Consider the following 13,392-nt stretch of genomic DNA (forward strand, 5'->3'; position numbering starts at 1 on the left):
CCTGAGTCAGCTGCCGGTAATGCGTAGTCATCTGCGCTTGAATCCTTCGGTGTGAGAGCCTGGATTCTACCGGTGGCTGGCTCTCTGCCTCTCGTTTCAAGCGTTGCGCTTATTCTATGAATTCAGGACGGCTTTAGGTATTACATGCCGTGGTTACAGCGTTGGGTTAATCCGGACCCGGCGGGAAATATTGATGGGTTGAACTTTTATAGAATGGTTAGGGATAGTCCGATTATGGATGTTGATTTGAAAGGTTTGGCACCCTCGCGGGTGCTGCGTTGGTTAAAACGCACCTTTACAACGAGTGAAAGTGAGTCAACTCCGGTTCCTGCACTTGCAGAAAACGCACCGGTATTTGATCGGGCAGTTTATGCACTCGCACAACGATTTAGTAAAACCACGCGGCAAGAGGATTTCGAAAAATTCGCCGCTAGTGTTTATGAGGGTGTAGCCCGGCAGAATGTACCTGTTGGAGGTTTTCTTTACCGTAGTCATTATGAGGGGGCGATCGAGCCTGTTGGTTTGGTTCGGGCGTCAGGCGCTGAAAGTCCACACACGCAAGCGTTCACCCGACAACTGTTTGAACACAGTGGAATGCAGGCGGGCCTATCCGGGAAAGTGCTTTCTTTTACGCCTAATCTCCCTGTTGCAAAGCGGTTCTCGCAGCGGCCAAATAGTGTGTTGGTGAGGGTGGATACACGAAAGGTCGATGTTCCGTTCAGGGCAATGGCCAATATCATAGCCACAGATGCAGAAGAGCTAATCCGCACTGGGGTAATACGGGTTCCACATTTAGTGAATGCACTTGGTTACGTGTCTCAAGGGGAATATGAAACTTTCTATATGGGCGGTGACGTGCCTGAGGGAATTGTCGAAATATACAGCTCGGGCAAGTGGATTTCGATTCAAGAGTACTTGTCGGTGAAAAGGGCGGTATCCAATGCCTCTGTCGTTGTTTGAGTACAGGTTTGGATGGCGGTAGTAGTTTCATTGCAAGGTAAAAAGCCAACCCCCTACCGACTGCAAATGCAGAGGGTCGGGTAGGCAGCGCCGGCACTTGGGCCTGTGTGGGAGCAAGCCTGCTCCCACACAGGCAGCCCCCCTACACCAGCGGCTCGTCACTGGGCGATGGTTTTCACCGACACGCCGCGCTCCAGCGGGGTGGAGCGGCCGTAGATGTCCTCGAAGCGTTCGATGTCGTCTTCGCCCAGGTAGCTGCCGGACTGCACTTCGATGATTTCCAGGGGGATCTTGCCCGGGTTGCGCAAGCGGTGGACGGAGGCGATGGGGATGTAGGTGGACTGGTTTTCGGTGAGCAAAAACACGTTGTCATCGCAGGTGACTTCGGCGGTGCCGCTGACCACGATCCAGTGTTCGGCGCGGTGGTGGTGCATTTGCAGCGACAGGCACGCGCCGGGTTTGACCGAGATGTGCTTGACCTGGAAGCGCCCGCCCATGTCCACCGAGTCGTAGGAGCCCCACGGGCGGTAGACCTCGCAGTGGTTCTGGGTTTCGCTGCGGCCCTGGGCGTTGAGGGTGTTGACCATCTGTTTGACGCCTTGGACCTTGTCCTTGTGGGCGATCATCATCGCGTCCTTGGTTTCCACGACCACGATGTTTTCCAGGCCGATCACCGAAACCAGTTTGCCGTTGCCGTGGATCATGCAGTTGCGGCTGTCCTGGATCACCACGTCGCCCTTGGTGACGTTGCCGTTGGCGTCCTTGGCGTTGACTTCCCATAGCGACGACCAGCAGCCCACGTCGCTCCACCCGGCGCTCAGCGGCACCACGCAGGCGTCGAGGGTTTTTTCCATCACGGCGTAGTCGATGGAGTTGTCGGGGCAGCAGGCGAAGGTGGCTTCGTCGAAGGTCAGGGTGTCGGCGTCCTGTTCGCTGCGTTCCAGGGTCAGCAGGCAGGTGTCATAGATGTCCGGGTCGTGTTTTTTCAGCTCTTCGAGGAAGCGGCTGGCACGGAACAGGAACATGCCGCTGTTCCAGAAGTAACCGCCCTCCTTGATGAATGCGGTGGCACGTTTGACGTCGGGTTTTTCGACAAAGCGCTGCACCCGGCTCACGCCTTCGGGCAGCGCGGCATCGAGGTTGGCCTTGATGTAGCCGTAGCCGGTTTCCGGTTTGGTCGCCGGCACGCCGAACAGCACCATCTCGCCGCGCTCGGCGGCCACGGTGGCCAGGGCGAGGGCGCGTTGCAGGGCTTTTTGATCGTCGAGCACGTGGTCGGCGGGCAGCACCAGCATTAGCTCATCGCGGCCCTCGTTGACCAGCATCATTGCGGTCAAGGCCACAGCCGGCGCGGTGTTGCGCCCGAATGGCTCCATCAGGATGCGCTGGGTGTCCAGGCCACGGCTGGCCAACTGTTCGTTGACGATAAAGCGGTGGTCCTTGTTGCACACCACAATGGGCGCGTCCATGCCGTCGAACACCAGGCGTTCCAGGGTTTGCTGGAACAGGGTGTGCTCGCCGGTCAGGGCCAGGAACTGCTTGGGAAATTGCTTGCGCGACAGCGGCCACAGACGCGAACCGCTACCGCCGGACAGGATGACTGGGATCATGGTTTTTCTCCGAAAAAAGAGGGGGAGGGCAGTTGCAAGCGGCAAGCTTCAAGCGGCAAGTAAGGGCTTTTTACTTGCAGCTTGCCGCTAGTAGCTGGGCGCACTCAGCGCGCCTTGACCCACACGGGAGAAAGGCTGGCGCCCTGGCCGGTGACGTACAGCACCGCCGCTTCGCCGCGCTCCAGGGCGACGGGTTTGACGTCGCCGACTTTCTGGTTGCCGTCGTACAGGGCCAGGCTGACTTTCACCGGGTTGATTTCGCGCTCGCCACGGCCTTGGGCGGCCACGCGCTTGACCACTTCGGTCTTGCCGTCGGCGGTTTTCAGGGTCAGGGGTTTGTCGCTGAGGTTTTGCACGCGCACCAGGGATTTCTGTTTGTTCTTGAACGGCGGTTCTTCGATCAGTTGCGGTTGGCCTTTGCCGGTGGTGACCAGGGTGTAGTAGTGGTCGGCGGCCAGTTTCACCGCCAGGTTCTGGCTGCCGACTTTGGCGCTGTAGTCGCCGCCGGGCATGAAGCTGAAGTCGCTGCTGGCCAGGGGGCCGACCTCGTTGAGGCTGGTGCTGCCGACGGTGGCGCTGACTTCGGCATTGCTGGCGTTGTACACGCGCACAAAGCTGGAGCCCTTGGGCGCCACCGGGCCGTAGAGCGCGGCGTCGCCGGCGAAGGCGGGGGCCATGAGGCCCAGGCCGGCGGCCAGGACGAGGGTGTGGGCGAAACGGGTGGGGAAGGTCATGGGTGTACCTCTCTTCTTCAGTTTTGCGCCCGGGTGGGCGTCTCGGGTTTAGGGCTGCTGGCCACGCTTTGTTGGCGTGCGCCGGTTTGCTTGAGCGCCGCGACCCACTGCGGGTCGGCGTCGCCGATGTCGTTGTTGACGGGCAGGTAGCGCTCGGGGAATTCCCAGATCAGCACCTGGGGCGGGTGGTGGATGAAGTCGTCGCTCTTGAGGTAGCTGAGCATCGGCAGGATCGGCCCGTGGCCGTCTTCGGCGTAGCTGAGCACGTCGCTGCTCAGGGCTTGCTTGAGGGCACCGACGAAGTTCCAGTCGGGGTTGGCGCTGTAGCTGGTGCCCACCAGCGCCACCGGGACTTCGCGGTCGGCGAACAGGGCGTCGTCGCCGGCGCCAGGCTCGACGGCACGGGTCACGCGTTTGTCCAGGGGCTCGCGGGCCGGCATGAGGTTCTCAAACAGTGGGTCCAGGGGCAGGAAGCGGCGCAGGTCGCCCTGGTGGCTGACCCGCTCGCTGGCCTCGGTGACAAAGCGCTGGGGCTCGCCGCTCAGGGGCGTTTTAGCGCGGATGGTGTGGGCCAGTTGCTCGGCGGCGATCTGCGCGCCTTGCGGGGTCCAGTGGGTGTCGGTGCGCAGGAACACCTGCTCGCCGGCCTGTTTGGCCCGTTGCAGGGGGCCGAGCAGGTCGGGGGCCAGCACCCGGTGGGCGGCCAGGCGTGCGTGGAAGTCGCGGTACAGGTCGGCGTGGATGCGCGCCGGTTGCACTTCGCCCAGGTGTTCGGGGTACAGGCGCGCCTTGGCCGGCACCACCGCCATCACCAGTTGCACGCCTTTGTCCTTGAGGGCCTGGCGCACGCCTTCGACCAGGGCGTAGTTGCCTTGCAGGTTGAGTTCTTCGTTGACGGCCGGGTTGAACTCTTCGTCGCTGTACAGCCATTGGCTGCGGCCCAGCACCACGCCGGGGCGGCCTTCGTTGAACAGTTTGAAATCCAGCGCGGCCCACAGGTTGGTGCCCAGGCGTTTGATGGGGAATTGGTCGTCGTAGTGGGTCTCTACCGCTTTGCTCCAGCGCCCGTTGAGCACGCTGGCGTCGGGGCCGGTGGCAAAGCCGAAAAAGCTGCGCAGCGACCAGCCGCCCAGCACGAGCAGCAGGGCCAGGAACAGCGCGATGTAGAGGAGGCGTAAAGAGCGGGTCATGGCAGGCGCCCTCAGAACTGGAAGTAAAGGAACGGCGAAAAGCTTTGCGCCGAGAGTTTCAGGATGGAGGCGATAAACAGCAGCAGCACCAGGGCACGCAGGGCATAGCGGGGCCAGTCGAGGGTGATGCTGTGTCCCTGAGCGACCTGCTCTTGTGGGCGCGAGCCTGCTCGCGACAGCGCTGCCAGCGATGTGGCGGCCGCCCCATCGTGAGCAGGGCTCGCTCCCACCGGTTGGGGTTGGCCTGGGCGGTCGCGATAAAAGTCGCGCAGGCCGAAGAACGCCAGGGTGGCGTAGGCCAATACCAGGGTGGCCACTTGCAGGCCGGTGAGGCTGGCGCGGTTGAGTTCCGAGAGCTGCCAGTCACCGAAGCTGAACATGGCGCCGTACATGCGCCCGGCCACGTGCAGGTTTTCGGCGCGGAAGATCACCCAGCCCATCACCACCAGCAGGAAGGTCAGGGCCCAGCGCACGGGGTTGAAACTACGCGCCGTGGTGTTCAGGCCGATGGCTTTTTCAATCGCCAGCCACAGGCCGTGCCACGCGCCCCAGACGATGTAGGTGATGTTGGCGCCGTGCCACAAACCGCCCAGGAGCATGGTCAAAAACAGGTTGCGGTAGGTGGTGAGGGTGCCTTTGCGGTTGCCGCCCAGGGTGATGTAGAGGTAGTCGCGCAGCCAGGTGGACAGGCTGATGTGCCAGCGCCGCCAGAACTCGGTGATGGACTGGCTGATGTAGGGCTGCTTGAAGTTTTCCATGAAGCGAAAACCCATCATCAGGCCCAGGCCGATGGCCATGTCGCTGTAGCCGCTGAAGTCGAAGTACAGCTGCGCGGTGTAGGCCAGGGCGCCGAGCCAGGCGTCGCCCGTGGTGGGGTTTTGCAGGGCGAAGCAGTGGTCGGCGACCACCGCCAGGGTGTCGGCGATGAACACCTTCTTGATGAAACCCTGCATGAACCGCGTGCAGCCCTCGGAGAATTTATCCAGGGTGTGGGTGCGGTGGTTGAACTGCTCGGCCAGGTCGCGAAAGCGCAGCACGGGGCCGGCGATCAGGTGCGGGAAGATCGCCACGAACGCCGCGAAATCGATGAGGTTGCGCGTGGCCGGAGTGTCGCCGCGGTACACGTCGATGATGTAGCTGATGGACTCGAACACGTAGAACGAGATGCCGATGGGCAGCAGCACGTGGGTGAGGATAAAGGGCTCCAGGCCCACCGAGGTCATCATGGCGTTGATGCTCTCGACGCCGAAGTTGGCGTACTTGAAGTAGCCGAGGATGCCCAGGTCCACCACCACCCCCAGCAACAGCCAGCGCTGCGCCGGTTTGGTGCGCACCCCGGCGGCGCCCACCTTGAGGCCGATCCAGTAGTTCCACAGGGTGACGCCGATGAACAGCGCCAGGAAGTCCACCCGCCACCAGGCATAGAACACGTAGCTGGCCATCAGCAGCAGCAGGTTGCGGTAGCGTTGCCCGCTCAAGTAGTACAAGCCGAGGAAAATCGGCAAGAACAAAAACAGGAACACATTGGATGAAAACACCATCCCGATCTCTCCGTGTGTAGCCAACAGTAAGGGCCAACGGCCCCCCCAAACCCCCCGGTGGAAACTGGGGGGCGATCAGTTCATGCCTTGCCCGCCACCTTTGGGCGCGAGCCTGGGTCGGTGGGCGCGAGCCTGCTCGCGATCTCAGGCTGTGCCGCCGTCATCGCGAGCGGGCTCGCTCCCACAGGGGTTCAAGTGCCTTTGCGTGGGTCATACACCCGGGTCAAGTCGCCGCCGAGGCGGAAGGTCTTGAACGGCTGCATCTGCCGCTTGCGCGCCAGCACGTCCGGCGCGCAGGTGTAGAGGCTGCAGAAGGGTTCGAGCCAGGCGAATTTGGCCTCGACCTTGAGGTCGCTCATGTCCTGTTTTTTGCCGCTGCGGGCCTGGAAGTCGTCGGCGTCTTGAACCCCGGCCAACACCCGTTCGCCGAGGCGTTTGAGGGCGCCGTGGTTTTCGTTGCGCAGGTCCACACCGTTGGCCTGGGCGAAACTGGCGATCATCGCCAAGGGCGGCAAGGCGTAGTTGTGGTAGGCCAGGGCGCGTTGCTGGCGCTTGAGTTCGTTGGGCAAATAGCCCTGGGCGTCGACCTGGTTGGCGCCGACTTTGTATTGCTTGACCGCCCAGTCGAACAGGTCGCGGCGGTCGGTGGCGATGGCGCTGGCCATCACCGACCACGCGGCCCAGTACGAATGGTTGTTGGTTTTTTCCAGGGGCAGGTTGTCCCAGTCGCGCACCACTTGCTCGGCCATGTTCGCGAACCAGGCCTCGATCTGCTGGGCTTGCGGTTCGTGGCGGGCCAAGGGCCTGGACTCGGAAAACTTCAGGCGGATATAGGCCGAGGCCATGCTGCCCAAGGCCCATTTGCGCATGGATTTGCCGGTGTGGTTGAAGTCCTTGGACATCAGCGCATCGGCCCCGGCCCACGCGGTGAGCCAGTCCAGGGTGCATTGCAACTGCTCGGGGCGGCCGTCGCGCATGAACTGCATCACCTGTTTGCTCACGCCCCGCTCCAGGGTGGTGATGTTCGCGGTGCTGTCGCGAAAGGCCTTTTGCGACTGGCTATTGAGGGTGGCGCGGGCCTTGTCCGAGCCTTCGTATTTGCTGCGAAATTGCAGGGCGCCGGTGTAGGGCGCGGGGATGGCGCCGCAGTCGGAGGTGTAGTCGCCGGTCTTGAAGGTTTCCACCGGGGCGAAGTAGCCCTGGGGCGGGCGCAGCGCGGCATCCGCTGCGCCGGCGAACAGAGCCAGGCCCAGCAAGGCCGGGGTGAACAAACGGGTAAATGGGCTGTGCATAAGTAACCTCATGGCGCCAGTTGGGCGGTGCGTTGCCCGGCACTGGGGAAGGTGTTGCGTTGGCAAACCCGGGCCTGGACTTTCTGCCCCTGGGCACCGGCCTCGGGGCCTTGCACCTCGACGGCGAGCAGGGTCTGGGCGGCCCAGTCTTCGTCGGTGCGTAGCTCGAAGGCGAAGCGCCCGTCGGTGTCGGCGGTGTCGGGTTTGTCGAGCTTGATGTCCTCGTGGCGGCCGTTCATGTACCAGAGGGTGGCTTGCAGGGTTTTCACCGAGGGGTCGGCGAAGCGGATATCGACCTGGTGGTTGCCGTTGCGCAGGTCCAGGTTACGGCTGTTGACCAGCAGTTCATTCTTGCCCGGCTTAAGGGTTTTGTTGGCACTCATCTGCGCCGGTTTGCCTTCGCAGCCGTTGTCCAGCAGGGCCATCATTTGCCGGTAGGTGGTTTCCTGGTCGAGGCGGTACAGGGGCGAGAATTCCCAGATCAGGATTTTCGGCGGGTTGTTCTGGAATTCTTCGCTGCCCAGGTACTGGATCATCGAGCCTTCCAGGCCCCCGCCGGGGAACGCGACGTTGAGGATGTCGGCGCCGATGGCCTCTTGCAGGAAACCGGCGAAGTTGTAGTTCTTGCCGCTGTGGCTGGTGCCCACCAGGGTGATCTGCGCCTGGGCGCTGTCGCCGAACAGGTCGCCGTCGCCGGCCTCGCCCTTGGGCTCGGTGGTGAATTGGTCCATGTACTGGATGGCGTAACTGGTGCCGCACAGTTGCCCGGCCATGTTGTGCAGGGTGCCGGTCTTGCCCATGCGCCCGGTTTTTTTGGTTTCGAATGCGCGCTGGGGAATGTCGGCGAATTGCGGCAGTTGCTTGACCTTGGCGGCGACGATTTTCGCCGTGCGCTGGGCGCCGTAGGGGGTCCAGTGCTGGTCGCCACGAAAGTAGAAGTCGTGGGCCGGCAGGGTCTCGGGCAGGCGTTCGTCGGCCAGGGGCGAGAGGTCGGGCACCACGTAGCCCATGGCGGCGAAGCGCCCGAGCATGCCTTGGTAATTGCGCAGCGCTTTGTCGAAATCAAAGCGTGCCTGCTCGGCGGGGTTGAGCTTGCTGCGGTTCACCAGGCCCCGGGTGGGTTGGTAGACCAGCACCAGTTCCACGCCTTTGCTCTTGAACGCGTCGTGCAATTGCTGGAGGCGCTTGTAGCCGGCGGCGCTGGTGTCGAACTCGGTGCGCAGGTCTTCCTGGGTGCGGAATAGCCAGTCGCCCTGGGCTTGCACCAGGGTGGTGAAGTTCTGTTGGTAGCGGGTGGTGTAGTTTTTCGCGTCGTGGGCGGCTGGGCACAGGTTGCAGCACGGCTCGGCGCTGAAGACCGGGGCCGCGGGCTGGTCGGCGCGGGCAGTGCCGGCGGCGGCGAGCAGGCCCAGGGTCAGGCCCGAAAGGCCCAGCAGGGTTTTGATGTGGGGCTTCATGGCGGGCGTCCTCATGGCTGCAAAGGGGTCTGGCGTTCAACGGGGTCGATCAGCACGGCTTTGCGTTGGCGCACCAGCAGGTCGAGGATTTCGTCCTGGCGCTCGCCCAGGATGCCGTTGAAGCTGATGCCACTGGATTTGGTCGGCGCCAGCATCGAGACGCGGTACAGCTCGATGCTCAGCGGCGAGTCGATGGACAGCGGGCCGCTGCCGTTGCCGGCCAGCTCGCCGCCCACCAGGATCAGCGAAACCTGGGCGTCGAAGGGGTCGAGTTCGATGTTGCGGTCGGTGTCGCTCAAATCCTTGATGTGGCCGTATACGCCGGTCAGGCCGTTGGCCATGGCGAGGTTTTCGTAGAGGCGGATGTTGACGCTGTTGCGCACGCGGATGCCGTGGCGGCGGTTGCTGATGACCTTGTTGCCCCACAGCAGGTTGTTGCCGCTCTCGTAGAGGGTGATGCCGTCGGTGTGGTTGCGGTAGATGTGGTTGTCGGCGATCAGGTTGTTGACGCTGTTGCGGTCGATCACCAGGCCCGAGAGTTGGTTGTCGTAGCTGCGGTTGTTGAAGATGAAGCTGTCGTTGACCTCACGGGAAATGATGATGCCGTGCTTCTTTTTTGTGCCATGCACGGTGTTGTCGGCGATCACCAGGCCATGGGAACGGTCGTGGGGGTCGATGCCGTAGACGATGTTGTCGCGGTAGGTGCTGCCCTTGATGACGAAGCCTTGGGTTTCGTAGCAGTAGAAGCCGTACCACATGTCGGAGAACTCGGAATCGATGATCCAGCCCGTGGGCTCCTTGCGCTTGAGCACCTTGGCCATGTTGGGCGTGTACTGGGAAATGCTCACCCCGTAGGACTTGCTGTTGGCATAGCCGAAACTGGCCATCTGGCTGTTGACGATGTAGGTCTGGGTGCCGCCCCAGGCCAGCAGGAACGGGCGGAACTCCTTGGCCGAGCGGAAAGTCGCCGGGCCGTTGGCCTGCTCGCGCCACCCGGTGATTTTGCTGTCGCGCACGAACAATTGGCCGTCGTTGACCAGAAACGAACCGGCCTCCTGGGACAGGCGCAGCTCTTGGGTTTGCCCGTCGATTTCCAGGATGCCTTTTTCGCCGACCACGATGGGCAGGCGCGCCAGGTACACGCCGGGGGCGGTTTCGCGCAGGTATTGGCTGGGTACGGCTTTGGCCAGGTCCTTGAGGTTGAGGTAGCCGTCGTCGATGAAAATCGCCTGGGGGATGCCGTGTTGGCGCACCACCCATTCGGCCATTTTGTTGTCGCCGCCGATGAAGTCCTTGAGGGCGTTCTCTTGCATCATCCGGCGCACGCTGGCCTTGCCGCGTTGGCGCCGGTCGACCTTGGCCGCCACCGCGTCGGCGGTGTAGCCGGAGAGATCCGGCAGCGCCGGTTTGGGCAGGTCCAGCGGCGCGGTCGGGGCGCTGCTGACGGTGTAGGTCTTGGCCTGTTGCAGCTCTTTGGCCAGGGTCGGCGCCTTGGCTTCGACGCTGGCCTGGGCGGTGGCGCCGCACAGCAGCAGGGCGGCCAGCAGCGGGGCTTTGAAGGCGTGGGGGTTCATCGCACAGGCTCCCATCAGAAGCGCCAGATCACGTCGACAAAGGCGCGGTGCATGTACGAGTCGACGTCCTTGCCATAGGCATCGCCGGGCTTGAACACGCCACCGCGAAAGCGCACCAGGGCCGCTGGTTCGTCGATGGACTGGCTCAGGGCGGCGGGCAGCAGGCCTTGCTTGAAGTATTTGGTGACCACCAGGTCCACTTCCTGGCCCAGGTCTTTGTTGCCATCGGCCTGGGGCAGGGCGGAGCCGGCAATCCCGGCGTCGCTGTCCACTGCGTTGATGCCGCTGCCGGCCACCGGTTGCTTACCGTCTACGCGCCAGAACTTGTGGTAGACCAGGCTGGCGTCGTAGTCGTCGCGCAGTTGCCAGGAGCCGAACAGGGTGGCGGTTTGCAGGTTGCCGGTTTCGCCACGGAAGGCTTCGCCGAAGCGGTGCACCCGCGAGCGGGTGCCGGTGAAGTTGGAACGGTTGCTTTGCAGGCCGTTCTGCTCGTAGTCGGCACTGGCGCGGGCATAGGCGGCGCCCACTTGCCAGTGTTCGTCCAGGCGCAGGCGCAGGCCCAGGTCGGTGGCCCAGCCGTCGAGGTTGGCGTGGCGCTTGGCGTTGGCCGGGGGGCTGCCGTCGGCGCTCAAGGGGTTGACGCGGTCGCGCTCGCCCTGCATGCCGGTAACGCTGCCCCAGTAATTGACGGTGTTGCTGTTGCGCCAGTTGTAGGCGTCGCTGTTGGCCTCAAGGCCCAACCAGGTGAGGTCGCCGTTCTGTTTTTTGTCCAGGGAATCGGCCGCTTGGCCCGGCACTGGGTAGTCGAGTTGGCCGTCGTCCTGGCTGTGGTGGCCGCGCAGGCCTAGCCAGTGGCCGGGGGTCCATTGGTAGGCAACGTCAGCGTAGAGGTGCAGGCGATCTTCGTCTTGGGGCGAGAGTGCCTTGAGGTCGGTGCGGTATTCGCTGAAGCGCTCGGCGGCGCCGAGGTTGGCGCGCAGCAGGGTGGTGTCGAAGGTCCAGTTCAGCGCTTCGATGTTGGTGTCGCGCCACTGGCCGTCATCGTTGCGCAGGCGTTGGCGGCCGAACTTGAGCTGCTCGCCGGGGTAGGGCGTGAAACCGCTGTAGCCGACCCAGAACTCGCGCAGGGCCAGGTAGTTTTTTTTGCTGCGCCGGTCGCCGTTGTCGGTGGGTTGGCTGGCGTCGGCGCTGGCTTGTTGCAGGGTGTCGGTTTCGATGATGTCGCTGGCGGCCACAGCCTGGCCCATGGCGTAGGCGCTCCAGTGACCGCGCTCGCCGTACAGCCAGGGGCGCAGGTCCAGGCCGATGCCGTTGACGTCGCCGCCACGGGCGGTGCCCAGGTCGCGGTCGTCTTCGGATTGGCCGGTGATTTTCACTTCCAGGCCGAAGTTCTTGTCTGCGGTCAGTGCCGCCAGGGTCGGGCACGACCACAGCAGGGCGAAGGACAGGCCGAGGCCGGCCTTGACGAATGGGTTGAGCTTCATAGGGGTTCCTCGCCGGCTTCTGCTTGCAGGGCGTGCAGGGGCAGGGCGGCCGGGCTGATGGCGGCGCGGGCGGCCTGTTCCTGTTGCAGCAGGCGTTGGGCCTGGGCCCGTTGGGCGGGCGGTAATTGGGCGTCGAGTTGCTGGGCCAGCTCATGCGCCTGGGGGCTGTCCTGGGTTTTGGCCAGTTGGCTGAAGACGTAGGCGTTGACCGGGTCGGGCCGGGTGCCTTTGCCCTGGGAAAAGAGCTGGGCGAGGGCGAAATCGGCGCTGTTCTGGCCGTTGCGCGCGGCGGTCAATAGATGGTCGAGGGCCTTTTGCGGGTAGACCTGGCCCAGGTAGCCACGGCGGTAGATCTGGCCCAGGTAATAGTCGGCGGCTACCTCGCGGCCCACGGCTTTTTGCAGGTGCGCTTCGGCCACCTGGGCGTCGGCGGGCAGCACTTTGCCTTCGTAGTAGAGCTTGCCCAGCAGCAGTTCGGCGCGGGGCTGGTCGGCGGCGCGGCCGTTGTCCAGGTACTGGAGCAGGGTGTCGGTGTCGCCCAGTTCGGGGAAGTCGTAGAGCAATTGGGCGAGGCTGACCCACGCGGCCGGGTAGCCGGGGGCGATGCCTTCGAGCAGGCCTTGGGCGGTTTTGCCGTCGGGTTGGCCGAGGCTGGCGTCGCCCAGCACCCGGGCCACGCTGTCCACCCGTTGCGCAGTGACGGTGCCGCGGGCATGGGCCGCTTGCAGCTGTTTAATCAGCTCGGCCTGTTGCTCGGGCTGGGCCTTTTTCTGGTAGACGGTGGCCAGTTCGACGTAGCAGATGTCGGTGCTGGCCAGCGCCGCGGTGCAGATGGCTTGGACTTCGTCCAGGTGCTGGTCGTAGCTGCCCTGGGTGCGGTAGAGCAGCACCTGGGCCAGGCCCGCTTCGGGGTAGCCGGCGTCGCGCCATTGGCTGATTTGCTGCTGGGCATCGACGTCGGGGAAGCTTGTAGGGTGTTGCAGGTAGAGCATGGCCAGGGCCAGGCGCGTGTTGCCTTCGCCGGCGGCGGCGGCTTTTTTCAGCAGGGTTTGCGCTTCGCGGTGTTCGGCGGCGCTGGCGCCGGGTTTGGCGGCCAGCAGGCGCCCGAGGCGGGCCTGGGCGCGGGGCGAAACCGGGGCGGCGGCGCGGTAGGTGGCTTCGGCCTGCTGGAGTTGGGCCGGGTCACGGCTGTCGACCTGGATATCGGCCAAGCCGACTTGGGCTTCGCTGTAGCCCAGGTTGGCCAGTTGCCGGTAGTTCTGCGCCGCCAGCGCGGTGTCGCCGCGCTTGAGGGCTTCGTTGGCCAGGCGCTGGTCGGGCAGGCCGGCGCAACCGGCCAGGGCCAGGGCCAGGGCCAGGGCCAGGGCGCAGAGGGCGAGGCCGCTGCTGCGGGGGCGAGCCTGTGTGGGGGCCGGACCGGTCGGGGCGGTGCCGCGCTGCGAAAGCTTCGCCAGGGTTTGCCAGGCAAACCGCGTGGCCTGTATTGCGGGCAGGCCCGCTCCCACAGAGGCTTGTGCCCACAGGGATGAGGGTGAAGTGGTCATGGCCAT

At 64.0% G+C, this 13,392-nt stretch carries 9 protein-coding genes and 1 pseudogene; 1 reads left to right on the forward strand and 9 read right to left on the reverse strand.

The annotated features are described in order from the left end of the window. Nucleotides 1-129: 129 nt before the first annotated feature. Nucleotides 130-264 (forward strand): annotated as a pseudogene (locus AC19YT_RS02310) (RHS repeat-associated core domain-containing protein); the annotation flags it as partial. An 854-nt stretch (nt 265-1,118) separates the two neighbouring features. Here AC19YT_RS02310 and AC19YT_RS02315 read toward each other — a convergent pair. From AC19YT_RS02315 to algK, 9 genes are all read right to left on the reverse strand, one after another. Next, nucleotides 1,119-2,570 (reverse strand): mannose-1-phosphate guanylyltransferase/mannose-6-phosphate isomerase, encoded by a 1,452-nt coding sequence (locus AC19YT_RS02315; RefSeq protein ID WP_095106144.1) that lies wholly within the window; start codon nt 2,568-2,570, stop codon nt 1,119-1,121. 104 nt (nt 2,571-2,674) lie between these two features. Next, nucleotides 2,675-3,304: an alginate O-acetyltransferase AlgF gene (locus tag AC19YT_RS02320; RefSeq protein ID WP_500609644.1), complete on the reverse strand. Its 630-nt coding sequence runs from the start codon at nt 3,302-3,304 to the stop codon at nt 2,675-2,677. Nucleotides 3,305-3,321: 17 nt separating this feature from the next. Continuing rightward, nucleotides 3,322-4,494 (reverse strand): alginate O-acetyltransferase, encoded by a 1,173-nt coding sequence (locus AC19YT_RS02325; protein WP_500609645.1) that lies wholly within the window; start codon nt 4,492-4,494, stop codon nt 3,322-3,324. Between the two features lie 11 nt (nt 4,495-4,505). After that, the gene (locus AC19YT_RS02330; protein ID WP_500609646.1) at nt 4,506-6,035 is read right to left on the reverse strand and encodes an MBOAT family O-acyltransferase; all 1,530 of its coding nucleotides are present in this window, start codon (nt 6,033-6,035) and stop codon (nt 4,506-4,508) included. A 191-nt stretch (nt 6,036-6,226) separates the two neighbouring features. Next, nucleotides 6,227-7,327: a mannuronate-specific alginate lyase gene (locus AC19YT_RS02335; protein ID WP_500609647.1), complete on the reverse strand. Its 1,101-nt coding sequence runs from the start codon at nt 7,325-7,327 to the stop codon at nt 6,227-6,229. An 8-nt stretch (nt 7,328-7,335) separates the two neighbouring features. Further along, entirely contained in the window at nt 7,336-8,784 is a 1,449-nt protein-coding gene (locus tag AC19YT_RS02340) for an alginate O-acetyltransferase (protein WP_500609648.1), read from the reverse strand. 11 nt (nt 8,785-8,795) lie between these two features. After that, entirely contained in the window at nt 8,796-10,373 is a 1,578-nt protein-coding gene (gene algG / locus AC19YT_RS02345) for a mannuronan 5-epimerase AlgG (protein ID WP_095106154.1), read from the reverse strand. Next, nucleotides 10,373-11,842, reverse strand: coding sequence for an alginate export family protein (locus AC19YT_RS02350; protein WP_500600187.1), 1,470 nt, complete (start codon nt 11,840-11,842; stop codon nt 10,373-10,375). Before AC19YT_RS02350 ends, algG begins: the two co-directional genes overlap by 1 nt. Further along, nucleotides 11,839-13,386 carry an alginate biosynthesis TPR repeat lipoprotein AlgK gene (algK, locus tag AC19YT_RS02355; protein ID WP_500609649.1) on the reverse strand — a complete coding sequence of 516 codons (1,548 nt, stop codon included), beginning with the start codon at nt 13,384-13,386 and terminating at the stop codon, nt 11,839-11,841. The genes AC19YT_RS02350 and algK overlap by 4 nt, the downstream gene beginning before the upstream one ends. Nucleotides 13,387-13,392 lie beyond the last annotated feature (6 nt).

The sequence above is a fragment of the Pseudomonas sp. MF08875 genome (assembly GCF_059862525.1).

Excerpts from the sequence above, each read along its gene's own strand:
- AC19YT_RS02320 (WP_500609644.1), bottom strand. The coding sequence starts at position 3,304 with ATGACCTTCCCCACCCGTTTCGCCCACACCCTCGTCCTGGCCGCCGGC.
- algG (WP_095106154.1), bottom strand. The coding sequence starts at position 10,373 with ATGGGAGCCTGTGCGATGAACCCCCACGCCTTCAAAGCCCCGCTGCTG.
- AC19YT_RS02340 (WP_500609648.1), bottom strand. The coding sequence starts at position 8,784 with ATGAAGCCCCACATCAAAACCCTGCTGGGCCTTTCGGGCCTGACCCTG.
- AC19YT_RS02350 (WP_500600187.1), bottom strand. The coding sequence starts at position 11,842 with ATGAAGCTCAACCCATTCGTCAAGGCCGGCCTCGGCCTGTCCTTCGCC.
- AC19YT_RS02325 (WP_500609645.1), bottom strand. The coding sequence starts at position 4,494 with ATGACCCGCTCTTTACGCCTCCTCTACATCGCGCTGTTCCTGGCCCTG.
- AC19YT_RS02335 (WP_500609647.1), bottom strand. The coding sequence starts at position 7,327 with ATGCACAGCCCATTTACCCGTTTGTTCACCCCGGCCTTGCTGGGCCTG.
- AC19YT_RS02330 (WP_500609646.1), bottom strand. The coding sequence starts at position 6,035 with ATGGTGTTTTCATCCAATGTGTTCCTGTTTTTGTTCTTGCCGATTTTC.
- AC19YT_RS02315 (WP_095106144.1), bottom strand. The coding sequence starts at position 2,570 with ATGATCCCAGTCATCCTGTCCGGCGGTAGCGGTTCGCGTCTGTGGCCG.
- algK (WP_500609649.1), bottom strand. The coding sequence starts at position 13,386 with ATGACCACTTCACCCTCATCCCTGTGGGCACAAGCCTCTGTGGGAGCG.